Annotated in this window: 22 protein-coding genes and 1 tRNA gene; 13 read left to right on the forward strand and 10 right to left on the reverse strand. The window is 56.2% G+C overall.

Features of this window, described 5'->3' with window-relative positions; all coding sequences use genetic code 11:
* The first annotated feature begins 37 nt into the window (after nucleotides 1-37).
* Nucleotides 38-1,147, forward strand: coding sequence for a ferrochelatase (gene hemH, locus ABJM11_RS20770; RefSeq protein ID WP_348295264.1), 1,110 nt, complete (start codon nucleotides 38-40; stop codon nucleotides 1,145-1,147).
* Between the two features lie 353 nt (nucleotides 1,148-1,500).
* Here hemH and ABJM11_RS20775 read toward each other — a convergent pair.
* A tRNA-Ser gene (locus ABJM11_RS20775) sits at nucleotides 1,501-1,591 on the reverse strand.
* A 285-nt stretch (nucleotides 1,592-1,876) separates the two neighbouring features.
* Here ABJM11_RS20775 and ABJM11_RS20780 point away from each other — a divergent pair.
* Genes ABJM11_RS20780 through ABJM11_RS20800 form a run of 5 tightly spaced genes read left to right on the forward strand, consistent with a single transcriptional unit; the run spans nucleotide 1,877 to nucleotide 4,009 of the window.
* Nucleotides 1,877-2,593: a Bax inhibitor-1/YccA family protein gene (locus tag ABJM11_RS20780; protein ID WP_348295265.1), complete on the forward strand. Its 717-nt coding sequence runs from the start codon at nucleotides 1,877-1,879 to the stop codon at nucleotides 2,591-2,593.
* Entirely contained in the window at nucleotides 2,590-3,033 is a 444-nt protein-coding gene (gene tusD / locus ABJM11_RS20785; protein WP_348295266.1) for a sulfurtransferase complex subunit TusD, read from the forward strand. Before ABJM11_RS20780 ends, tusD begins: the two co-directional genes overlap by 4 nt.
* A gap of 2 nt (nucleotides 3,034-3,035) precedes the next feature.
* On the forward strand, nucleotides 3,036-3,386 hold the full coding sequence (locus ABJM11_RS20790) for a DsrE family protein (RefSeq protein WP_348295267.1): 351 nt from the start codon (nucleotides 3,036-3,038) through the stop codon (nucleotides 3,384-3,386).
* 11 nt (nucleotides 3,387-3,397) lie between these two features.
* Nucleotides 3,398-3,679: a sulfurtransferase complex subunit TusB gene (gene tusB, locus ABJM11_RS20795; RefSeq protein WP_348295268.1), complete on the forward strand. Its 282-nt coding sequence runs from the start codon at nucleotides 3,398-3,400 to the stop codon at nucleotides 3,677-3,679.
* Between the two features lie 3 nt (nucleotides 3,680-3,682).
* Nucleotides 3,683-4,009 carry a TusE/DsrC/DsvC family sulfur relay protein gene (locus tag ABJM11_RS20800; RefSeq protein WP_348295269.1) on the forward strand — a complete coding sequence of 109 codons (327 nt, stop codon included), beginning with the start codon at nucleotides 3,683-3,685 and terminating at the stop codon, nucleotides 4,007-4,009.
* On the opposite strand, the gene ABJM11_RS20805 is transcribed toward ABJM11_RS20800, so the two are convergent.
* The 3 genes from ABJM11_RS20805 to nfuA all read right to left on the reverse strand — a co-directional run bounded on the left by ABJM11_RS20805 (nucleotide 4,004) and on the right by nfuA (nucleotide 6,423).
* Nucleotides 4,004-4,333, reverse strand: coding sequence for a hypothetical protein (locus ABJM11_RS20805; RefSeq protein ID WP_348295270.1), 330 nt, complete (start codon nucleotides 4,331-4,333; stop codon nucleotides 4,004-4,006). The two genes, ABJM11_RS20800 and ABJM11_RS20805, sit on opposite strands and share 6 nt — an antisense overlap.
* Nucleotides 4,334-4,383: 50 nt before the next feature.
* On the reverse strand, nucleotides 4,384-5,583 hold the full coding sequence (locus ABJM11_RS20810) for a hypothetical protein (RefSeq protein WP_348295271.1): 1,200 nt from the start codon (nucleotides 5,581-5,583) through the stop codon (nucleotides 4,384-4,386).
* A gap of 252 nt (nucleotides 5,584-5,835) precedes the next feature.
* Nucleotides 5,836-6,423 carry a Fe-S biogenesis protein NfuA gene (gene nfuA, locus ABJM11_RS20815; RefSeq protein WP_348295272.1) on the reverse strand — a complete coding sequence of 196 codons (588 nt, stop codon included), beginning with the start codon at nucleotides 6,421-6,423 and terminating at the stop codon, nucleotides 5,836-5,838.
* Between the two features lie 185 nt (nucleotides 6,424-6,608).
* Between nfuA and metH the strand changes: the two genes are divergently transcribed.
* From metH to ABJM11_RS20835, 4 genes are all read left to right on the forward strand, one after another.
* A complete protein-coding gene (metH, locus tag ABJM11_RS20820; RefSeq protein WP_348295273.1) occupies nucleotides 6,609-10,316 on the forward strand; it encodes a methionine synthase in 3,708 nt (1,235 codons plus the stop codon).
* 41 nt (nucleotides 10,317-10,357) lie between these two features.
* Nucleotides 10,358-10,591 (forward strand): DUF2970 domain-containing protein, encoded by a 234-nt coding sequence (locus ABJM11_RS20825; RefSeq protein WP_348295274.1) that lies wholly within the window; start codon nucleotides 10,358-10,360, stop codon nucleotides 10,589-10,591.
* Between the two features lie 327 nt (nucleotides 10,592-10,918).
* The gene (locus ABJM11_RS20830) at nucleotides 10,919-12,571 is read left to right on the forward strand and encodes a nitrite/sulfite reductase (RefSeq protein WP_348295275.1); all 1,653 of its coding nucleotides are present in this window, start codon (nucleotides 10,919-10,921) and stop codon (nucleotides 12,569-12,571) included.
* A complete protein-coding gene (locus ABJM11_RS20835) occupies nucleotides 12,564-13,067 on the forward strand; it encodes a DUF934 domain-containing protein (protein ID WP_348295276.1) in 504 nt (167 codons plus the stop codon). The genes ABJM11_RS20830 and ABJM11_RS20835 overlap by 8 nt, the downstream gene beginning before the upstream one ends.
* A 63-nt stretch (nucleotides 13,068-13,130) precedes the next feature.
* Here ABJM11_RS20835 and ABJM11_RS20840 read toward each other — a convergent pair whose 3' ends face one another.
* Complete coding sequence (locus ABJM11_RS20840; protein ID WP_348295277.1) at nucleotides 13,131-14,129, reverse strand: YhdH/YhfP family quinone oxidoreductase; 999 nt, start codon at nucleotides 14,127-14,129, stop codon at nucleotides 13,131-13,133.
* 24 nt (nucleotides 14,130-14,153) lie between these two features.
* Nucleotides 14,154-15,218, reverse strand: coding sequence for a protease SohB (sohB, locus tag ABJM11_RS20845; RefSeq protein ID WP_348295278.1), 1,065 nt, complete (start codon nucleotides 15,216-15,218; stop codon nucleotides 14,154-14,156).
* Between the two features lie 196 nt (nucleotides 15,219-15,414).
* Between sohB and ABJM11_RS20850 the strand changes: the two genes are divergently transcribed.
* Nucleotides 15,415-15,729, forward strand: coding sequence for an SCP2 sterol-binding domain-containing protein (locus ABJM11_RS20850; protein WP_348295279.1), 315 nt, complete (start codon nucleotides 15,415-15,417; stop codon nucleotides 15,727-15,729).
* 85 nt (nucleotides 15,730-15,814) lie between these two features.
* Here the strand turns inward: ABJM11_RS20850 and ABJM11_RS20855 are convergent, their stop codons facing one another.
* The 4 genes from ABJM11_RS20855 to ABJM11_RS20870 all read right to left on the reverse strand — a co-directional run bounded on the left by ABJM11_RS20855 (nucleotide 15,815) and on the right by ABJM11_RS20870 (nucleotide 19,710).
* Nucleotides 15,815-17,521: a chemotaxis protein gene (locus ABJM11_RS20855; protein WP_348295280.1), complete on the reverse strand. Its 1,707-nt coding sequence runs from the start codon at nucleotides 17,519-17,521 to the stop codon at nucleotides 15,815-15,817.
* A 249-nt stretch (nucleotides 17,522-17,770) separates the two neighbouring features.
* Entirely contained in the window at nucleotides 17,771-18,481 is a 711-nt protein-coding gene (dnaQ, locus tag ABJM11_RS20860; RefSeq protein ID WP_348295281.1) for a DNA polymerase III subunit epsilon, read from the reverse strand.
* A gap of 15 nt (nucleotides 18,482-18,496) precedes the next feature.
* Complete coding sequence (gene rnhA, locus ABJM11_RS20865; protein WP_348295282.1) at nucleotides 18,497-18,940, reverse strand: ribonuclease HI; 444 nt, start codon at nucleotides 18,938-18,940, stop codon at nucleotides 18,497-18,499.
* Nucleotides 18,940-19,710: a class I SAM-dependent methyltransferase gene (locus tag ABJM11_RS20870; RefSeq protein ID WP_348295283.1), complete on the reverse strand. Its 771-nt coding sequence runs from the start codon at nucleotides 19,708-19,710 to the stop codon at nucleotides 18,940-18,942. The genes rnhA and ABJM11_RS20870 overlap by 1 nt, the downstream gene beginning before the upstream one ends.
* Nucleotides 19,711-19,805: 95 nt before the next feature.
* Here ABJM11_RS20870 and gloB point away from each other — a divergent pair, with 95 nt between their 5' ends.
* Nucleotides 19,806-20,600: a hydroxyacylglutathione hydrolase gene (gloB, locus tag ABJM11_RS20875; RefSeq protein WP_348295284.1), complete on the forward strand. Its 795-nt coding sequence runs from the start codon at nucleotides 19,806-19,808 to the stop codon at nucleotides 20,598-20,600.
* 167 nt (nucleotides 20,601-20,767) lie between these two features.
* A complete protein-coding gene (locus ABJM11_RS20880; protein WP_348295285.1) occupies nucleotides 20,768-22,504 on the forward strand; it encodes a LysM peptidoglycan-binding domain-containing protein in 1,737 nt (578 codons plus the stop codon).
* The last annotated feature ends 8 nt before the right edge of the window (nucleotides 22,505-22,512 follow it).

The raw sequence follows: 22,512 nt of genomic DNA on the forward strand, positions 1-22,512 counted from the left end.
TTTCGCCCGGACACAAACGCTACCAGGATCCAGCACCATGCAGTACAAGGGTACCGCCAACTTTCGCCACGACCACCCGGAAAAGACCGGTGTACTGGTTACTAACCTGGGGACCCCGGATGCCCCGACCTCATCTGCTTTGCGCCGTTATCTGGGAGAGTTCCTGTGGGACCCGCGCGTGGTTGAAGTACCGCGCCCGATCTGGTGGCTGATCCTCCACGGCATTATTCTGCGGATACGGCCCAGCCGCTCCGCCAAGGCCTACGCCAGTGTCTGGCAACCGGACGGGTCGCCCCTTCTGACCCATACGGCCAGGCAGGCAGAGGGCATTCGCAGGGAGTTACAGGCAAGGTATGGCAACAATATAGTGGTCGGTTTCGCCATGCGCTACGGCAATCCGGGCATCTCCAAGGTCCTGGATGAAATGCAGGCTCAGGGTGTCCGCCAGTTACTGGTGTTGCCGTTATACCCCCAGTACTCGGCATCAACATCCGCGTCCACGTTTGATGCCATCGCCCATGACTTCACCCGGCGACGCTGGATACCCGACCTCCGGTTTGTTTCCCACTACCCGGACTATCCCCCCTACGTCGAGGCCATGGCCAAACACATCCAGGCGCACTGGAACGAACATGGTCGTAATGACAAGCTGATTCTTTCCTACCACGGTGTTCCCTTGAAGTATCTGAAGAAGGGCGACCCGTACCATTGCGAATGTCACAAGACATCGCGGCTGCTGGCCGAACGCCTTGGTCTGTCGAAAGAGGATTACATGACCACCTTCCAATCCCGCTTCGGCCGGGAGGAATGGCTCCAGCCGTACACCGACGAGACCCTGAAGTCCCTGCCCCGAAAAGGTGTGAAGTCCATAGATGTGTTCTGCCCCGGCTTCTCTTCAGACTGCCTTGAAACCGTTGAGGAAATCGATGAAGAAAACCGGGAATACTTCGTGGAGGCAGGCGGTGAAGGTTTCAGTTATATTCCGGCGCTCAACGCGACTCCGGGTCACATCACTGCGTTGACCCAACTGATTGAAGACAACCTGCAAGGCTGGAAGGTACCTACCAACCAGCCGGAGGAACTGGCTACACGGCTCAGGCTTGCGGAAGAACAGAAGCAGGCCCAGTACCCGGGCCGGGATCTGTGATCTGAAATCTTTTAACTTCCGGGATCGCTGCCCTCTGCACCGCTTCCGGAAGACAGGTCAGGTACCGATTGACAGAACGTACACTCATCAGTATCCACCGCAGCTCCTCCGGCTTCCACATATCGAAGTCTGTGCCTTGCCCCACCCCGATTGGCGGACACCGCAAACTTGCGGTCGTGTCGAACCTCCTGCATAGCCTGCTGTTCAGTCTTTGATTTCGGCATAACAAATCCCCTGCAAAGCGACAAGTCTATTATGGGGACGAATCGCGCTGGATCCAACGGAGGTTGCTCGTTCGAGGCGGAACTGGAGAAAATGGGAATCGAGGGGAACAACAGATTGACAAGAGAAAGTGGCGGTGGGCCAGGGATTCGAACCCCGGGAAGGCTACTAACCTTCGGCGGTTTTCAAGACCGCTGCATTCAGCCACTCTGCCAGCCCACCGTTTTCTCCACAGCCGTCATTGCGACAGCGGGGAGCATGATACCGGAATCTCCTGCCCTGTCAACGCCCTGCAAAATTCCTCGCTGGGTTGAGCCATTCAGAGAAATATAAACTGGAGTTAATGATATTTACGGGAATCTTTACCCACCGATTAAGTCAGAAACGATTGAAAGTTGGGAATTCGGCATTATGATGGAGTAAGAATTCGGATGCGGAGCCATGATGGGCTGCTGCGCCACACTAGCTGTTTTATCAACGGCTGTTAAAAACCGGAGAAGACTCAGAATGGAAAACAGACAGTATAACGTTCAGAAGAGTCAGGGCATTACGGTAAACCGTGGCTCTGGCACAGCCGCCATCAGTCCTGAGGCGACGAAAGTTCTGCGCAACACCTATAGCCTGCTGGCCATGACACTGCTGTTCAGTGCCGTGATGGCTGGCGTTTCCATGTCGATTGGCCTGGGACAAGGCGTAAGCCTCATCTGCATGTTGGGCGCACTTGCCCTCGTGTGGCTGGTTCTGCCAAGAACCGCCAACAGTTCCGCCGGTATTGGCGTGGTCTTCGCGTTCACGGGCCTGCTCGGTCTGTCGATCGGTCCCACCCTGAACTACTATCTGGCCATGTCCAACGGCGGCCAGATAGTCATGCAGGCCCTGGGCGGAACCGCCGTTGTGTTCTTTGCCCTGTCAGGCTATGTTCTGACCACCAAGAAAGACTTCAGCTTCATGCGAGGCATGCTGGTTGCCGGTCTGGTTGTGGTGCTTGTGGCCCTGGTGGGTTCTCTGGTTGCCGGTATGTTCGGCGTTGACATCGGCGCCTTCAGCCTCGCTATCAGTGCGGCAATCGTGTTTCTGATGTCTGGTTTCATCCTGTATGACACAAGCCGGATCGTGAACGGCGGTGAGACCAACTACATCATGGCGACAACAGGCCTCTTCCTGAACATCTACAACCTGTTCCTGAGCCTGCTTCACCTCATTGGCGCATTCTCCAACGAATGAGCAGCAGCCTGCCAGAGCAGACAAAAACCCCGGCACCTGCCGGGGTTTTTACGTTGGTGATTACCGGGGCACCCTACTCGTCGCAGGCACCGCAAACAGCCCTGCAGTTTGCACATGCCGTGCTCGCAGCCGGCAAGCGTATCGACCGGGTCTTCCTCTACGGTGATGGCGTTCACCTGGCATCCAGCCTGAGCACGCCACCGTCAGATGAACTGAATCTGTCTGAAGCCTGGTCCCGCTTTCTTACCGAGAACGCAATTCCCGGGGTCGCCTGCATTGCCTCGGCTCTCCGGCGAGGCCTTGTCGACGAATCAGAAATGCAACGCTACGAGCTGAGCGCTTCCAATCTGCGTGCACCTTTTGAGATAGGGGGCCTCGGCGAGTGGGTAGACAGCGCTGCCTCTGAGTCCCGGGTTTTGTACTTCCACAAGGGAGGCTGACGATGAGCACCCTGATCATTATAGACCACCCTCCTTACGGTTCCTGGGACGGCCGGGAAGCGCTGGACATGGCGTTCTCCCTGGCGGCGTTCGACCAACCTGTGTCACTGCTTTTCTGCGGTGCCGGGGTGAACTGGCTGCGCAAAGGCCAGGACGCCATGAAGGTTCAGCAGAAGTCGATTGAGCGAAATCTGGCTGCGGCGCCAATCTTCGGCGTGGAAGCGCTGCTGGCAGACAGTAACGCCTGTGGTCGGTATGGCCTGGCCGAAACGGATCTGCTCGAACATGCAACCATCACAGATTTCGGCCCGGAGCTGACTGGCCGTTATGATCACGTAGCGTTTGCAGGTTAGGAGTTGAACCGATGATCGCATTCAAAACCCTGCACATCCTCAATAAGCCGCCGGATCACAGCCGCTTCAGCTTGTGTCTCGCCGCCATCGGGCCTGAGGATGGATTGCTTCTGACCGAGAACGGCGTGCTGGCTGTCACCCAGCGATTGGCTATCAACCGAGAGCGATGCTTTGCGCTGGCGCCGGATCTCGACGCACGGGGACTTTCGTCGCATATCAGCAGGGAACAAGCTGTGACGTTCGATGGTATGGTAGGCTTGGTTGCCTCTGCAGAAAACGTCATTAGCTGGTGAACCATGACTGACATCCTGATGCCGGAACGAAACAATGAAGGTTTTCTGGAGTGTGCTGGAGACTGGAATCCGAAAGTTGCCGAAGTTATCGCTGGCGACGATGGCATCAGTCTTGGCGAAAACCACTGGGAAATCATCAGGTTTCTTCGGGATTTTTACAAGCAGCATGAGATGTCGCCGCCCTCTAACCGCCTGTTCGTAAAAGCGGTAAAAGAGGCGCTCGGCGAGGAAAAGGGCAACAGCATCTACCTGATGCAGCTTTTCCCCGGCACCCCGGCAAAGACCGCGTGCCGCATTGCCGGCCTGCCACGGCCAACCAATTGCCTATAGGTCGCCGCGTGGCTTCCTGCCCTGGCCCGGTACTTCGCCAAGAAAACTGCTCAGACCATTTTCGAACAGACCCGACCCGAAACGCAGAAACTGCCGCGTGGATTCCTTGACCGTACTTTCGGGAAGCTCCCTCAGGGTTTCCTCAACTCCCTGACGCACCCCTCTTTTAACAGCAGGTTCCACCTCCCTTGCAGCCTCAATGATTTCAGCCACTTTGCGGTCCAGGTGCGGTTTGATGACCACAAACCAGAAAAAGGCAAGCGCAGCCAGTACCGCTGCAGCGGTTACCAGCGCCTGAATAACGAGTGTCCATCCAAAGTTCATACACTGCCCTCCGGGTCAGTCGACCGTGCCAGGCATCACTGTCGGGCCTGTCACGCGAATACTGTGTTTAACATAAGAAACTGCAGCCCACCCGCGAGGGCGCCCAGAGCACCTCCAACCAGCATGAGCTGGAGCTCTTCCTCACGGAACGCCGGCCTCAGAATGTCCTGGAACTCGGCCGGGCCCAGGGATTTCATCTGGCTGGCCAGTACACCAGCGACTACCGGCGCTCTTTCCCGGTTGAATCCCGGGTCTCCGAACACGTCCCGTGTCGCCAGCACGGCTTTCTGGTTCATGGCTTTCTTGAGCTCAGTGTAACCCGTCATCCCCACAGTTACCTGGGCGGCCAGCTTCATCACCACCGAATTGTCCAGGAGCGGCCTCAAGTGTTTCTGGATAATCGCCCGGGTACGGTCGCCATGGCTGCCATTGATCATGGCATCAGCGACCTTCTCAACCGTGATCAGCTCCTCAGACACCAACCTCGCCCACACCTCACTGATCTCGGGCTGGCGCCTGAGAAACAGCCCCTGTACCTTCCAGAACAGAAAACGCCGGGGTGTCAACGGGCGGAATATAAGGTTAATAGCGATCCAGTTGGTCAGAAACCCCACGACAAAACCACCCACGGGTAATAGCCAGGGCTCGGGGTATCGCGCCCAGATCGGCGCCAGGATGGCGCCAAGGATGCCCCCGATGATCGCTCCCCGGTTAATCACGGAGCGGAGCTCCACCGAACCGGCCTGCTGGAATATCCGGTTCATCAGATCCGGGTGGGATTCAAGCTCCCGACTGAGAAGCGCCTTGAGATCCACCAGGTCATTCAGGTCGTCGCCAAAATCCTCCACCAGTGACTCGATCCGTCCCGGTAACTGCTCTCGCCCCCATTGATAGATGCGGTTGCGGACGAACAACGGCAGGTTGTCCCATAGTACGGGCTGGATGTCGTACATGACCTCATCAATATACTCATCCATTCGCGGGCCCACCTGGGAAATCACCTGCTCCACGATTCTCTGGGGTTCCAGCTTCTGATAGACAGCGTTCAGGTCGCCGAACTGCTGAAGAGTGCGGTCGATGCAGATATGAGCCATTTTCTCGGCCTTCCGGGGAATCACCCCCTGCCAGCCGAACACGCCGGCCCCCATGAACTGCACGGGATAGAACGACATCTGGATGGCCAGCCAGTTGGTCGCCCAGCCAACCAAAGCCGCCACAAATGGCACAGACAGAAGTGCTACATCAACCAAGACAAACCCCAGTGTATGAATGGCGGGCACCGTGCAGCGAGCGCGCCGTTAATTATGAGGCGGGAATGTTACCCGCTGTTTGATTCTGATTATGTGCCTGATAATGAAGTAATTGAAGTAAACCAACATTGGCCGTACCGCCAGAGTAAAGACGGTAGCGCGGCAGGCCCGGAGCTGACAAATATCAGTGCGCGCAAAAAAAGAAGCCGGCAATTGCCGGCTTCTGATCACAGTTGAACAATGCGCTTTATCTTACTGATAGTAAGCATTTTCTTTAACGGTATGGTCGGTCACATCCCGCACCGCGGAGATTTCCGGCACGCGCTCTTTCAGCGTCGATTCAACGCCCTGCTTGAGGGTCAGGCTGACGGCACTGCAGCCCTGGCAGCCGCCACCAAACCGGAGCACGGCCACGGAGCCGTCAACAATCTCAACCAGCGACACATCGCCACCATGGGCGGCCAGGTTCGGGTTAATTTCCGAGGCCAGTACGTACTGGATCCTGTCCGGCAAAGGCGCATCATCATCAACCTTGGGCACCTTGGCGTTGGGCGCCTTGATGGTCAGCTGACCGCCCATCTGATCCTTGGAGTAGTCCACATAGGCTTCTTCAAGAAAAGGAACCGAATTGTGATCAAGAAACAGGGTGAATTTACCAAGATCAATCTGTTCGTCAGTCGGCACAATTTCATTGGGCGGGCAGTACGCCAGACAGGTCTCGGCGTTCTTGGTTCCGGGCTGCGTCACGAAAATGCGGACGCCCATGCCCTCAACATCCTGTTTTTCGATAAGTTGTGCAAGGTAATCCCGTGCGGGATCTGTCACCGTAACCAATGCCATAATTGCAACCCGTTGGTAAGTTTAATCGTATTTTAAGTGAGTTCGCGCCAACATGAAAGACCAAGTAAAATAGTCGGACTTTACTTCGTCCATTGATGAACATCATGACGGCGTGGGACGACATCCACCAATTTTGCTATGATCCCGCGCCATTGAGACAAATACGACTTCCGGAAGTAATTTCTATGACCAATCGCAACTCTCGTCTGGACCGCCTGGAACAGCTTGGTAACGCCCTTAAAGAACGCATCGTCATTCTTGATGGCGGTATGGGCACCATGATCCAGAACCTGAAACTGGACGAGGAAGCCTTCCGCGGCGATCGATTTGCCGACTATGACCGTGAAGTCCAGGGTAACAATGACCTGCTCAATCTCACCCAGCAGGCCCTGCTCCGCAATATTCATGCGGACTACCTGGATGCCGGTGCGGATATTATAGAAACCAACACCTTCAACTCAACACAGCTTTCCCAGGCAGACTACGGGCTGGAATCGCTCGCCAAAGAACTGAATGTGGCTGCGGCAAAACTGGCTCGCCAGGTGGCTGACGAATTCACCGCCCGCAATCCGGACAAGCCACGGTTTGTGGCAGGTGCGGTCGGGCCCACCTCGCGCACGGCCTCCATCTCGCCCGATGTGAATAACCCCGGCTATCGCAACGTTGATTTCCAGACCCTGGTCGACAACTACTACGAAGCGGTTGAGGGCCTGGTTGAGGGCGGCTGTGACCTGATCCTGATTGAAACCATTTTTGACACCCTTAATGCCAAGGCCGCCATTTATGCCACCCAGCAGTATTTCATTGACAGCGGTGTAGAACTGCCAATCATGATTTCCGGCACCATCACCGATGCCTCCGGCCGCACCTTGTCGGGCCAGACCACCGAGGCCTTCTGGAACTCCGTGGCCCATGCCAAGCCGATCTCCGTCGGCCTCAACTGCGCCCTGGGTGCCGATGCTCTGCGTCCCTATGTGGAGGAGCTGTCCAACAAGGCAGATACCTACGTCAGCGCCCACCCCAACGCCGGTCTTCCCAACGAGTTCGGGGAATACGACCAGACGCCGGAAGAAATGGCCGACATCATTGAAGGCTTTGCCCGCGACGGCTTCCTCAACATCATCGGGGGTTGCTGCGGCTCCAGGCCGGATCACATTGAAGCCATCGCCAACGCGGTTGCCAAGTATCCACCACGCAAGGTTCCGGTAATCAAAAAGGCGCTTCGCCTTTCCGGCCTGGAGCCGTTTACCGGCGACGAAAACACCCTGTTTATTAACGTTGGCGAACGCACCAACGTTACGGGCTCCAAGCGCTTCCTCCGCCTGATAAAGGAAGAGCAGTACGAAGAAGCCCTGAGCGTTGCCCGTGACCAGGTGGAAAACGGTGCCCAGATCATCGACATCAACATGGACGAGGGCATGCTGGATTCGAAGGAAGTCATGGTGACTTTCCTGAAACTGGTGGCCTCTGAGCCCGACATCTCCCGGGTTCCGCTGATGATCGACTCATCCAAGTGGGAAGTCATCGAAGCCGGCCTGCGCTGCATTCAGGGCAAGGCCGTGGTGAATTCCATCAGCCTCAAGGAAGGCGAGGACGAATTCCTCAAGCGCGCCCGTGACTGCATGCGCTACGGCGCTGCCGTGGTCGTCATGGCGTTTGATGAAGACGGCCAGGCGGATACTTATGAGCGCAAGACAGAGATCTGCAAACGCTCATACGACCTGCTCGTTGGTATTGGCTTCAACGCCGGGGACATTATTTTCGACCCCAACATCTTCGCCATTGCGACCGGCATTGAGGAGCACAACAACTACGCGGTGGACTTCATCAACGCTACCCGCTGGATCCGCGACAACCTGCCCCACGCCGCCATTTCCGGCGGCGTGAGCAACGTGTCGTTCTCCTTCCGTGGTAACGATGCCGTGCGTGAGGCCATCCACTCAGTGTTCCTGTATCACGCCATCAAAGCCGGCATGAACATGGGTATCGTCAATCCGGGCCAACTGGTCATTTACGACGAAATCGACCCCGAACTCAAAGAGCTGGTCGAGGACGTGGTGCTCAACCGCCGTGACGATTCCACCGACCGGCTGCTGGAGATCGCCGAACGCTATCGCAGCAAGGGCGGAAAAACCCAGGAAGAGGACCTTGCCTGGCGTGAATGGCCCGTTGAGAAACGGGTTGAGCACGCCCTGGTCAAAGGCATTACCAATTACATCATCGACGACACAGAAGCCTGCCGCCTGCGCGCAACCCACCCCATCGAGGTGATCGAAGGCCCACTGATGGACGGCATGAACGTGGTCGGCGATCTGTTCGGTGATGGCAAGATGTTCCTGCCCCAGGTGGTCAAAAGCGCCCGGGTAATGAAGCAGGCGGTCGCACACCTGATTCCGTACATCGAAGCCGAGAAGACTGAGGAACAGAAAGCCAAGGGCAAGATCCTGATGGCGACGGTCAAGGGCGATGTCCACGATATTGGCAAAAACATCGTGGGCGTGGTGTTGCAGTGCAATAACTACGAGGTCATCGACATGGGCGTGATGGTGCCCTGTGACAAGATCCTCGAGACCGCAAAGAAAGAGAACGTGGATATCATCGGCCTGAGTGGCCTGATCACCCCGTCGCTGGATGAGATGGTACATGTGGCAAAAGAGATGCAACGGCTGGACTTCCACATCCCGCTGATGATTGGCGGCGCTACCACCTCCAAGGCTCATACTGCTGTCAAGATCGAGCAGCAGTACAAGAACGACATTGCCCTGTACGTATCTGATGCCTCACGCTGCGTCAACGTGGCGTCCCAGTTGCTCAGCAAGACCGCAAAACCTGGCCTGGTGGACGCCGCAAGAACCGAATATCACGACATCCGCGAACGCCGCAAGAACCGGGGCGAGCGCACCAAGCTGGTGTCACTGAAGGAAGCGCGCGACCGCGCGCCTGATGTCGCTTTCGTAAACTATGAGCCCCCGAAACCCGCCTTCACCGGCGTCCGGGCGTTCGAAACCTACGATCTTGAGAAACTGCTCGACTACATCGACTGGACACCGTTCTTTGTGTCCTGGGACATGTCCGGAAAGTACCCGGCCATATTCGATGACCCCAAGCGGGGTGAGGCTGCGAAAACGCTGTTCGAAGACGCCCAGGGAATACTGCGGCAGATGATCGGTGAAGAACGCGTATCTGCAAAAGCCGTCATCGGGTTCTGGCCAGCCAATCGGAGGGGCGACGATATTGTGCTCTACACCGACGAGAGTCGTCAGACCGAACTGACCACCCTGCACCACCTGCGCCAGCAGGATGAAAAGGCTCCGGGCAAGCCAATGATGGCGCTGTCGGATTTCGTCGCTCCCGAAGGCGACGGTCCCTGCGATTACGTTGGCGGCTTCGCAGTAACCACCGGTATCGGTGCCGAGGAATTCTCCCGGGAATTCAAGGACCGTAACGACGACTACAACGCGATTATGGTGAAGGCACTTGCTGACCGACTGGCAGAAGCCTTCGCGGAACACATGCACGAGCGTGTAAGGAAGGAGTTCTGGGGATACGCAGACGACGAATCCCTGAAGAACGACGACCTTATCCGAGAGCGTTACCAGGGCATTCGTCCGGCCCCCGGTTACCCTGCCTGCCCGGACCACACGGAGAAAGCGACTCTGTTCGAATTGCTGAATGCCCCGGAGAATGCCGGCCTGGAACTGACCGAAAGCTTCGCCATGTTTCCCACCGCTGCAGTGTCAGGGTGGTACTTCTCACATCCCCAATCCAAGTACTTCGCAGTGGGCAAGATTGGCGCAGATCAGGTTGAGGACTATGCTGAGCGCAAAGGAATCTCCAAAGTGGAGGCTGAACGCTGGCTGGCTCCCAGTCTCGCATACGACCCGGCAGAATAAACGCTGCCGGAAAGTCTGAACCTGGTTTGATGGAAAGATGTATGACCGAAGAACAGGATAACGAGAAGCAACCTGCCCGCAAAAAGGGCCCTGGGGTATTCAAAGTCATGCAAAGCATTCTCGCCGGCGCTCTCGGAGTGCAATCGGACAAGCGCCGGGAGGAAGATTTCGGAAGCCACAGTCCCTGGCCTTATATTATCGCCGGTATCCTGTTTACCGTGGGCTTTGTCGTCACCCTGATTGTGGTGGTAAACGTGGTGCTATCCAGCCAATAGGTTTATTGGCCGGATACCCAGATCACAGCGAAGGCAACTGCAAGGACTATCAGCAAAACGGCCGCTACGGCGTCCGCCTGGCTATCTGATCGCATTGTCTTCTTCATAGTCTTTCCCCTTTATTTTGTTATGTGTTTCTTCAAGCACGCCTCTTTAAATCTAGGCGGAAAATTGACATCCGTCCAGCAATATCTCGCTTCCTATATCACCCAAATCGATAAACATATTTTGAAATAATCATTTTAAGAATAATGACACGGTGATATTCTCCTCCGCAAGAACAGGCACCAAAGCCGTATTTCCAGCGTTTCAGCAGGACGTTCCACTATGTATGTTTATGACGAACACGATCGGCAGATGGCTGCCGAACGCGTTGCACAATTCCGTGATCAGACCGAGAGGGCTCTGGCAGGCGAGCTGCGTGAAGACGAATTTCTTCCGCTACGCCTGCAGAACGGGTTATACGTGCAGCGCCTTGCGCCGATGTTGCGTATCGCCGTTCCCTACGGAATGCTCCGCTCGGCGCAGCTTCGCCGACTGGCCCGGATAACGCGGGACTATGACAAAGGTTATGCCCACTTTACAACCCGCCAGAATGTTCAGCTCAACTGGCCGGCCATTGAAGATGTGCCGGACATCCTGGCGGAACTGGCAGAAGTGGAAATGCACGCCAACCAGACCAGCGGTAACTGTATCCGTAATACCACAACGGATCAGTTTTCCGGCGTCCAGGCAGATGAAATCACCGATCCGCGCCCCTATTGCGAGATCATTCGCCAGTGGTCAACGTTCCATCCGGAGTTTGCCTTCCTGCCCCGCAAATTCAAGGTGGCGGTGAACGCATCCGAACATACGGATCGCGCCGCGATTCAGGTCCATGATATCGGCCTGCAGATGGTTCGCAATGATCAGGGCGAACTGGGCTTCCGGGTCCACGTGGGTGGTGGCCTTGGCCGCACTCCAATGGTCGGGCCGGTAATCCGTGAATTTTTGCCGGAACTGGATCTTCTCACTTATCTCGAGGCGGTATTGCGTGTGTATAACCGCTATGGCCGTCGGGACAACAAATTCAAGGCACGCATCAAGATTCTGGTCAAGGCGCTGACTCCGGAAGGGTTCGCGGCCAAGGTGGAGCAAGAGTGGTCCCATATCAAGGACTCCCCTACCCGCCTGACGGAAGAAGCCATCAGCCAGTTCAAGGGCTACTTCACAGAGCCGGCGTACCAGACGGTTCCGGATGTCACCGCCACCCTGGCCACCCAGCGTTTCGAGAACCGCGAGTTCGACCAGTGGATTTCCCATAACGTGGATGACCATAAAAAGCCGGGCTACGCCATTGTAACGCTGACCATGAAGAAAACCGGTACGCCGCCGGGCGATGTGAGTGATCGTCAGCTTGAGCAGATTGCGGATCTCGCGGACCAGTACAGTTTTGGTGAGGTGCGGGTTACCCATCAACAGAACGTGGTTCTTGCCGATGTCAGAAAAGATGAGTTGTTCGAGCTCTGGCAGGCTATTACCCCCATGGGTTTTGCCACAGCCAACCTCAACACCCTGACGGATGTGATCTGCTGCCCGGGTGGCGATTACTGCGCCTTGGCCAATGCCAAGTCGATTCCGGTTGCCGAGGCAATACAGCGCCAGTTTGACGACCTGGATTTTCTTTATGACATTGGCAACATCGACCTGAACATTTCCGGCTGCATGAACGCCTGTGGACACCACCATGTGGGCAACATCGGTGTTCTTGGCGTCGATAAGAAGGGCCAGGAGTTCTACCAGATCAGTCTGGGCGGTTCGTCCCATCACGATGCGGCCATCGGCAAGATTCTGGGGCCATCGTTTGCCCGGGATGACATGCCGGAGGTAATCCAGAAAATTATTAATGTGTACGTCGATCACCGCACCGAGGAAGAACCCTTCCTGGACACCTATCGCCGTATCGGCATTGAACCATTCAAGGAGCGGGTTTATGCCTGATCTCATTACCAGCAACGGAAGTATCCGTCAGGACAACTGGGCGGTCGTTCCCCGGCCTGCTGACGGGGACTCTCTGGATATTCCGAATCAGCCTGCGCTGATTCCTGCAGACCTGTGGCTGGCCGGCAAGGAGCACTTCGAGAACCGTGATGATATCGGCGTCTGGCTTGACAGCCACGAGGAGCCGGAGATGCTGGCAGGCGTGGTCAACGAGCTACCGATTATTGCGGTCAACTTTCCGAAGTTCAGCGACGGCCGCGGGTATAGCATCGCCAGACTGTTGCGGGAGCGGCTGAACTACCGCAATGAGCTACGTGCGGTGGGCGATGTCCTGCTTGACCAGCTTCAGTTCATGAAGCGCTGTGGTTTTGACACCTATATACTTCGGGCGGACAAGGACATCAATAAGGCGGCACGCTGCCTGAACTTCTTCACTCAGGGCTACCAGGCTGCGACGGATACCGACGTCCCCCTGTTCCGCCGCCGGGCTTCCTGAGTTTTTGACTCGCCACGCGAACAAAGCGGGGGATTTACCCCCGCCCGTTGAAGACCTGTGGCTTTACAGGGAATGATCCAGGACGATTTTTCCTGAAGACTCTCCTTTCAGAAACGCCTTCAATGCGTCATCCAACTCACCACGCCCAATATCACGAGCCGACGCTTCCGTCTTCTCACACGCCCAGTCACCTGGGAACTTATCCCAAACGGCCTGCTTCTCGGCCAGCGGGATTTCTACCGAGTCCACACCCAGGAGGTTATTACCCCGAAGGATAAATGGCAGCACCGTAGTTTCCAGTTGTGGCCCTGCCACAAGACCGCAGCACGAAACGGAGCCGCCCGGGTGGATCTGTTTCAGAAGTTCTGCCAGCGGGCCGCCGCCGACCGTATCCACGGCATTCGCGAAGGCCGGCTTCAGTAATGGCTTCTTTTCGCTCGCCAGAGCATCACGGCCCAACACTTCGGTGGCGCCAAGGCTTTTGAGTGAGCCTGCCTGGTCCTGCTTGCCGCTGATGGCCACGACTTCGAAGCCAAGATTGGTGAGCAGCTCCACCGCCACACTGCCTACTGCGCCGCTAGCGCCGCTTACCGCGACCTTGCCCTGCTCCGGAGTGGCTCCCATGGTCAGTAGCTTTTGCACGCACAGGCCCGCTGTCAGGCCGGCGGTACCGTAGACCATGGCCGTGCGAGCGTCCCAGCCCTGGGGCATGGCCACGCACCAGTCAGCCGGCACGCGAATGTATTCGCCAAAGCCACCGTCTGTATTCATGCCGAGGTCATACCCGGTGACCAGCACTTTATCGCCAGCGGAGAAAGACCCTGTAGAGGTTTCGACCACTTCACCAGCAGCGTCTATCCCCGGCGTATGGGGATAGTTTCGCGTGACGCCCTTGTTGCCCGAGGCAGAAAGCGCGTCCTTATAATTGAGGGAAGAATGGCTGACCCGGATCAAAACGTCGTTCTCGGGCAGGTCCGATACACGTAGTGTCTGTTCGGAACCAGTGTACTGTCCATCCTGTTCCTGAACACGCCACGCCTTGAACTCGGTGTCGTTCGTCATGATCTTTCCCCGTTGTCGTTGGCTTTACTGGATCTTCTGGTTACGGAATGCACCCAATACCCGCCATACGGTGTGCTCAAGTGCCGCACTGGTGGCCAGGCCGAGCTTTTCCGGTAGTGTACGTTTACGTTCGTAACTTACCGAGATTACGTCCGCACGGTCACAGGCTTCAATCAGAAATTCGTCGGACGTCTTGATTTCATCGATCAGGTTGACCTCCAGAGCGCGGCGCCCGAACCAGATATCACCGTTAGCCACCGCGCTCAAATCCAGCCCCGGGCGGCGCTCGCCGACATACTCCTTGAACAGGACGTGGGTATCTTCAAGGTCTTCAAGGAACTTCGCCCTGCCCTTGTCGGTGTTCTCACCAAAAATGGTCAGGGTGCGTTTGTGCTCGCCGGCCGTAAGAACCTCAAAGTCCACGTCATTTTTCTGCAGGAAACGATGAAAGTTGGGTAACTGGGCAACAACACCAATGGAACCCAGGATTGCAAACGGGGACGCCACGATACGATCCGCTACGCAAGCCATCATATAGCCGCCACTGGCCGCAACCTTATCAACGCACACCGTCAGCTTGATGCCCCTGGTGCGGATACGGTCAAGCTGAGCGGCAGCCAGACCATAGGAGTGCACCAGGCCGCCTCCGCTCTCCAGACGAATCACCACTTCATCGGTTTCAGGCTCGGCAACGCTGAGCACCGCCGTGATGGACCGGCGCAGGGAGTCGGTATCGCTGGCCTTGATGTCGCCATCAAAATCCAGCACGTACACTTTCGGTTTTTCTTCCTCTGCGCCGTCACCGGACTTGCGCTTTGCCTTGGCCGCTTTTTCCTTTGCCTTCTCTGCTTTCTTGCGGGCCTTTTCGAAGGCTTTTCGCTCCGATTCACTACGCAGCCTGGCCTGAAGAGACTCCCTCAGCTTGCGGTACTTTTCGTTGAGCTTGCGAACCTTCAGTTCACCATCGCCGCCGTGATCATCCTTCCCTTTCTGGGCAGCGGACATAATCACGGAAATAATGACCATCAACGCCACCACCAGGGTAACCGTTTTCGCAATGAACAAACCGAACTCTGTCAGAAATTCCAAGTTGCTTCTCCAGGATTATTCTTGAGCGCTCGATTGTAACCGAGGTGCCCAGAGGTACAACCCATCGTCGCAATAAAGAAAATTAAAACAAGCGTTCGATCGAGCTTGACACCGCTATTCTCTCACCCTAAAGTCGAATGCTACGTCGGCTGCCCGCCGTCAATACGCCAAGACAAACACCAATAAGGGTAAAATAATGTCTGTAGCTCCTATCTTTGACAAGCTCGAACAGAATTTTAACGCAGACGCCGCTGAAGGCCTGGACCTGGTCTTCCAGTTCGATATCGAAGACGACACCAACTATCATGTGATCATCAAGGATGGCACATGCAAGTCCGTCGAAGGCACCCATGACGACCCTTCTGTCACGCTGATCATGAATTCCGAAACCCTTAAGGGCATTGTGTCAGGCGAAACCGATGGCATGCAGGCATTCATGGCCGGTCAGCTGCGCGCCGAGGGCGACATGATGCTGGCGACAAAACTGGGTGAACTGTTCAACATGGGTTAATACCCGCGGAGAGCAACCCATAAAAAAACCCTGCCAAGATGTGCAGGGTTTTTTTATTTCAACTTTTCAATGGCAATTATTGGCGTCACAAACCAACGTCATCCAGCGACGACTCGGCAAGCCGCAGTGGGTCGGCGTTACGCTCCTCGCGCTTGCCAATACTTTCAATATAGTATTCGAGGGAGGTAAGCGCATCCGCCAGGGCCTCCAGCACCTGGGCGGGCGGCGCCTCTCTCGCGTCCAGCAGGCGCTCCTGGATGGAGCCCGCCACCCGCTCAAGCACGGAGGCAGCCCCCGGATCGTCAAGCATGTGCAACCCACCCCAGATGCTGTGCAGGGTGCCCGGCAGGTTAGCCAGGTGGAGCTTGTCGTAGTCGGACTCTATAAAGGCGGTAATGGCCCGCTTTGCCAGGGTCAGCGCACTTCTGGCCTCATCGGCAACCACAAACGTGGCTTCCCTCAGATACAGCGATTCTTCCCGGCTCCGCAGGCCGCCTGCCAGTGCGTCGGTTTCCGAGGTAATGCCTCTTGTTACAATCTGCATGACGGCATCTTCTATGCCAAGCACCGAGTCAGCCAGCTTGTAGAGCTCGTCATCCGCCGGCAACCGCTTCTCTTCTTCCCAGGTTCTTAATTTGGCAGCTTCTGCCCGGGCCATGGAACCCAGCTGTTTCAGATCCAGCATCACCAGCGTATTTGCCATACGCTCCAGCGCTTCGGCAATGGATGACAGTTCAGCCAGGTCCGGCTCGATGCCGCGCTCAACAATATCCAGCTTGTCCTTGAGCTGGTTAAGCTCGTCCTGCAAGGCCGTCGAGAGGGATTTGAGTACGTCAGACCCCGGACCATAAAGCCGGCGGGCGTGGGCGTCGAGCATGGAGTCGGGAAATTCCGCCGGTGCCAGACGGAAAGCCGACAGCACGGAAGTTACCTCCGGGTTTGCCGACCCGCTGCGGTATAACAGGTAGACCAGGTCTTTTATCAGGGAATCCGGGGCATCCTTCGCGGTAGCCACCTTGCCGACATAAACCACTTCGCGGGAATATTTTTCAATTCTCATGAACATGCGCTTACGGGCTTTACTGAACCCCATGGCGCGGTCGAGCATGGTATCTGCAACAATCGCTACGAGGCACCACATCTGACCCATCGACTGCCCCTGGCATAAGCGGGCAAATCCCCGAGCGGCGCGACCGAAAAGCTTTTTGCTGACCACTTCGTTCTTATCACGGAGAACGCCCAGCAACGCAACCTGAAAGGTAAGTCGCATGCGGCGAGCCAGAACTTCGTAGTCAGCCTCGTTACCCTCGAACGATGGCACGGAGATTCCGGCACAGAAATCCGGCCGCGCTTTCACATCAACGTCGAAAAAGCAGGATTCGGGATAGGGTTTTTCCTTTCGGGCCTCGCGCAGGTCATTGATAACCGGCAACAGAAGCTCAGGGTGATCGGCACGCTGCTGGTGGTAGTATTCAACATAGCGACGCAGGATGAACAGCGCACTGTTAAGCGTGGTAAGGAGTATGTTCTTGTCATCGTTGGCGCCAACGGGAACGTCGTTCGCCATACTCACCGCTTCCTGGCACAGCAAGGTGCCGGCACGCAGTTCAACAAGAATGAAAATGCCACGGAGCTGGTTCAGAAAATCCACACAGTTCTGCAGGTCCTCACCGCTCTCGCGATTTTCCTGAAAGCGTTCCAGGCTGGACTCTGCCTGTCTTATGGTCTGCTCAATCTCACTTTTGACCAGATCAAATGACTGTGATTTCGTCGCCAGAGACGATTGAACCATAAACGCTTCCTGTAAATTATGCGGAAACTACCGCGTCCTGTTCTTGGAATGTGACCCTTTCGGTTTTTTTTCGGGCCTTTTTATGAGCCGGTTTTACCCTTCCCAGCTAAAACAAAAGTTCGCGAAAACTCGCGAACTTATCATTACTTATAACACAAAACTCAAGTAGCTCAAGAAAGGGGGAATGTAACAAAAAGTACAGTCCGGCACAGTTCTCATTGCCGGGCAGCTACCCGGCCCGGCTTCCTGTTATTCTTTCTGTGCCAGTTTTCCCCATACCGTCTCACCCGCCTGCTTGGCAAGCAGCTCCATAAACTCGTCATGGGCAGACACTTCCTCATTACTGGCGCGAACCACATTGAGCGGTTTTCGGTCCGCGGCCAGACGACGGATGCCACCCTCACCCCCGGCACCATCATTACCGGCATCCAGTGACAGCGCGGTCTGGCCACCGGTGAGAAGGAGATAGACTTCTGCAAGTATCTCCGCATCCAGCAGGGCCCCGTGGAGATCCCGGCTACTATTGTCGACCCCGTACCGTTTGCAAAGCGCATCCAGGTTGTTTTTCTGGCCCGGGTGCTTTTTTCGGGCAATGGCAAGGGAGTCCACCACACCACAGTGGTCGGCCGTCTTGCGGACGGGTTTCAGGCGGGCAAATTCCGCGTCCATAAAGCCGATATCGAACGCGGCATTATGAATGACAAGTTCGGTGCCTTTGATAAATTCAAAGAATTCCGCCGCAACGTCGGCGAATTTTGGCTTGTCGGCAAGAAACTCGTTTGTTATTCCGTGGACGCCGATAGCCTCAGCTTCCACTTCCCGCTCCGGGTTGATATACACATGATAATGACGCCCGGTGGTCTGGCGCTCCATCAGTTCAACGCAGCCGATCTCAATGATCCGGTGTCCCTCCGCCGGATCAATACCGGTGGTTTCCGTATCCAGTACAATCTGTCTCATTATCCGCCCTGCCTGTTATGCATTCGCCAGTTCTTCAACACCACGGTTGGCAAGCTCGTCTGCCAGCTCATTGCCCGGATTCCCGGAGTGACCTTTTACCCAGTGCCAGTTCACCGTATGTCGTGCCACTTCGGTGTCCAGTTCGCGCCAGAGATCTTCATTCTTGACCGGTTTCTTGGCCGAAGTTTTCCAGCCGTTGCGTTTCCAGCCATACATCCACTCAGTGATGCCCTTGCGCACGTACTGGGAGTCCGTATACAACTCCACTTCGCAGGGCCGCTTCAGAGCTTCAAGGCCACGTATGGCCGCCATGAGTTCCATCCTGTTGTTGGTTGTATTGGCTTCGCCGCCATGCATTTTTTTGGTGGCGTTACCATAGTTCAGCACAACACCCCAACCTCCTGGCCCCGGGTTTCCCTTGCAGGCGCCATCGGTGTAAAGAACAACCTTACCGGCCATCAGCATTCCTCGACTTGACTATTATTCAGAGCGGCCCCCCGGCCCGGCAAGGCAATCACCTTCTTGCCCTGCCAGACCGGCTTGCGGGGTATTCTGGAGTAAACCCTTTTTTTGGCAAGGATACAGTAATAGGCGCCTGCCGGCAGGAGCCGGTTACCACAGACCCGTTCCATTATCCCCTTTCTCTCACTCAGTACCGCCCGCTGAAGAGGCACCTGAAAAAATGAGGAGCCAGCCGATTCCACGGAGAAGTCCAGCAACCGAAGCCAGTCTTCCATCCGCCGCTTCATCATGAAACGGCCACCCCAGGGCCCGCTGTTGTGCCTGGACATCGCTTTCCTGAGCCCCCACAGACTGAACGGATTGAACCCGATCAACACCATCATCCCTTCTCCTCGAAGAACCCGGGATGCCTCACGCAAAGCCTGGTGGGGGTGGGGTGAAAAGTCAGCAGTGTGATGAAGTATTACCAGGTCCATGGAATCGCCGGGAAATGGTAGCTCATCCGCATCACACACCGCCACGCCGTCGGGAATCACTGAATTCCAGCGGGGCGTGGTGAGAATTCTCTGGGCGAAATCCGCTGTGCCTGCCAGCGGCAGGCGATGACTCAGGCCAACCTGCAACTGCCGGGCCCCCGACAATCTGGCAGTGTGATGATCAACGCAGGCCCTTTGGTCTGCCAGCAGAGAGCGGCCCAATGGTGTCTGGAACCAGCTCTCAAAGCTTTGCTGTCGGGCAGAGTAATCAATATTACCTGCTGTGGTCATTGCTGCGTTCCCCTGTTTCATCCCCGGCAGTGTTGGGACGTCGCTGTTAATGCACTATCATAACAGTCACACTCGTCTTGCACATGTGGGAGCCTATGCTGACCATTAGCGCTATTCCAGCTTTTAATGACAACTACATCTGGTGTCTGTTCAACACTGAAGACCGCCAGGCACTGATTGTCGATCCGGGCCAGGCAGAGCCCGCTATCCAGTTCCTGGCAGACAACGACCTGAAGCTGGATACCATTCTGGTCACCCACCATCATCCGGATCACGTTGGTGGCGTCGGTGCGCTGGCAAAGACGGCGCCTGGGTGCCGCATCGTCGGTCCCGCCAATTCGCCCTTCAAGGGGACCAATAGCGAGGTCCACCCCGGCGATGAAGTGGTATGGCAGGACCTGACGTTCAATGTGCTGGCCGTCCCCGGCCATACACTCGACCATATCGCCTACTTTACCGACTGCCCCGTGAACAATCGTCCGGTGCTGTTTTGTGGCGACACGCTGTTCGTCTGTGGTTGCGGGCGATTGTTTGAAGGCACACCGGAACAGATGAAACAGTCCCTGGAATCCATTCGGGACCTCCCGGACGAAACTTCAGTCTATTGCGCCCACGAATACACCATGGCCAATCTGAAATTTGCCAGACACTGGCTTCCGGAAGATGCGCCGTTGCGTGAATTCGAAGCCCAGTGCCAGAGGCTCCGCGACGATGGTAAACCGACGGTACCGTCCATTCTGGGTGATGAGAAACGGTTGAACCCCTTCCTGCGCTGGGACGACCAGGCGGTTATCGATTCGGCAAAAAAACATGCAGGCAAGGCAGGACTGACGATCACGTCAGAGAATGACGTTTTCGCAGTAACCCGTCATGGCAAGGACACCTTTTAATAGGCAAGAGGGGGTAACAATTTCTATCAATGCGGTAACGAGAGTCTTGTTGACCCCCCAAAAACTGTTCCAATAGAATCCGTATAACTTTTGCGCCGTAAACTATTAAATATGCCGGGATTTTAGACAGATCATCCCGGTGTCGCCCAGCCAACGGAAGTCTCTATATGTCGGTCTCGCGAATATCAATCCTTTTCCTTCTCGGCACCCTTAGCGGTGGTTGCAGCCTCTTGAGCCCAGGTGAGCGAGATCATACCGACGCTTCCGCAAACGTTCTTGAAACCGAAAAGCTAACCGTTGCTGCCGGTGACGAGGACCTCAAGGAATCCATTCAGTCTGACCCCGACGGCAAGGCCACCGACAGGTCCGCCCGCACTGAGCTTGACGATGCCATTGAGCCTTCGCTCAAGAAAGCAGCAGAAGATGCCAGAAGGAAGCTCGACACACCTGACCAGGACAGTTCCGTCACCGAAGCCGTTGCAGTCCCGGACCTCTGGCAGCGGATGAGATCAGGATTTGCCCTCGATCATGACGCCAGTGACCCCAGGGTTCAGGCCCAGCTCAACTGGTACAAAAAACACCCCCAATACATTGACCGGGTTGTTGAGCGCGGCAGTCGTTACCTGCACTATATTGTTACTGAAACCGAGAAACGTGGCCTTCCAACGGAACTCGCCCTGCTCCCGGTGGTCGAAAGCGCGTTCGATCCGTTTGCCTATTCCCATGGCCGCGCAGCCGGGCTGTGGCAGTTTATTCCCTCTACCGGCAAATATTTCGGCCTTACCCAGAGCTGGTGGCACGACGACCGTCGCGATGTCATTGCAGCTACAGATGCTGCCCTGACATACCTCGACAAGCTGGCCACGCGTTTTGACGGTGACTACATGCTGGCGCTGGCCGCGTACAACAGTGGCGGCGGCACCGTTTCCAGCGCAATGAGGCGCAACCGCAAGAAGAACGCAGCCACGGATTTCTGGTCACTGGACCTGCCCCGGGAAACCCGCCATTACGTGCCCAAGCTGATCGCGCTTGCAAAGATATTCGACCAGCCCGAAAAGTACGGCATTGAGCTGCCACCGCTGGCGGATGAGCCCTATTTCGAGGTTGTGGAAACCGGATCACAGCTGGATCTTGCCCAGGCCGCCGAACTGGCGGACGTGGACATTGACGAAGTCTACCTGCTGAACCCGTCTTTCAATCGCTGGGCCACGTCACCGGACGGCCCCCACCGCCTGCTGGTGCCCCGGGAAAATGCCAAAACATTTACCGCCGCACTTGAAAAGACCGACGCTTCGCAACGCGTATCCTGGAACAACTACAAGGTGGTTTCAGGCGATACACTCAGCACCATCGCCAAACGCTATTCCACCACGCCTTCGGTTATCCAGCAGGTCAACAATCTGGACAACCACATTATCCGTATCGGCCAACGTCTGATGATTCCCTCTGCAGCCAAACAGTCAGAAACCTACGCGCTAAGCGCCAGCGAACGTCTTGCCAGCAAGCAACAACGTAGCGGCAAGAATAATAACGGTACCCGCGTTGACTATACCGTACGCTCGGGCGATACGTTCTGGGACATTGCCCGTGAACACCGCGTCTCCGTTCGGCAAGTGGCCTCCTGGAATGGCATGGCGCCGGGTGACCCGCTGATGCCGGGCAAGAAGCTGGTGATCTGGTCCAGGTCCAAGCAGCCGGCCATGCTGGCAAGCAACGCCAGGGGCAAGGGTATGGTTCGGAAAGTAGGCTACCAGGTGCGCAAAGGCGACTCCCTGTCGACCATTGCCAACCGTTTCGCGGTGAATGTGAGGGACATCGCAAGCTGGAATGATCTCAACACCTCTCGTTATCTGCAGCCCGGCCAAAGTCTGGTACTCTATGTGGACATAAGAAACAGTCCCTGAGCCTGAAC

This window comes from Marinobacter sp., from assembly GCF_039977835.1.
GTDB lineage: Bacteria > Pseudomonadota > Gammaproteobacteria > Pseudomonadales > Oleiphilaceae > Marinobacter.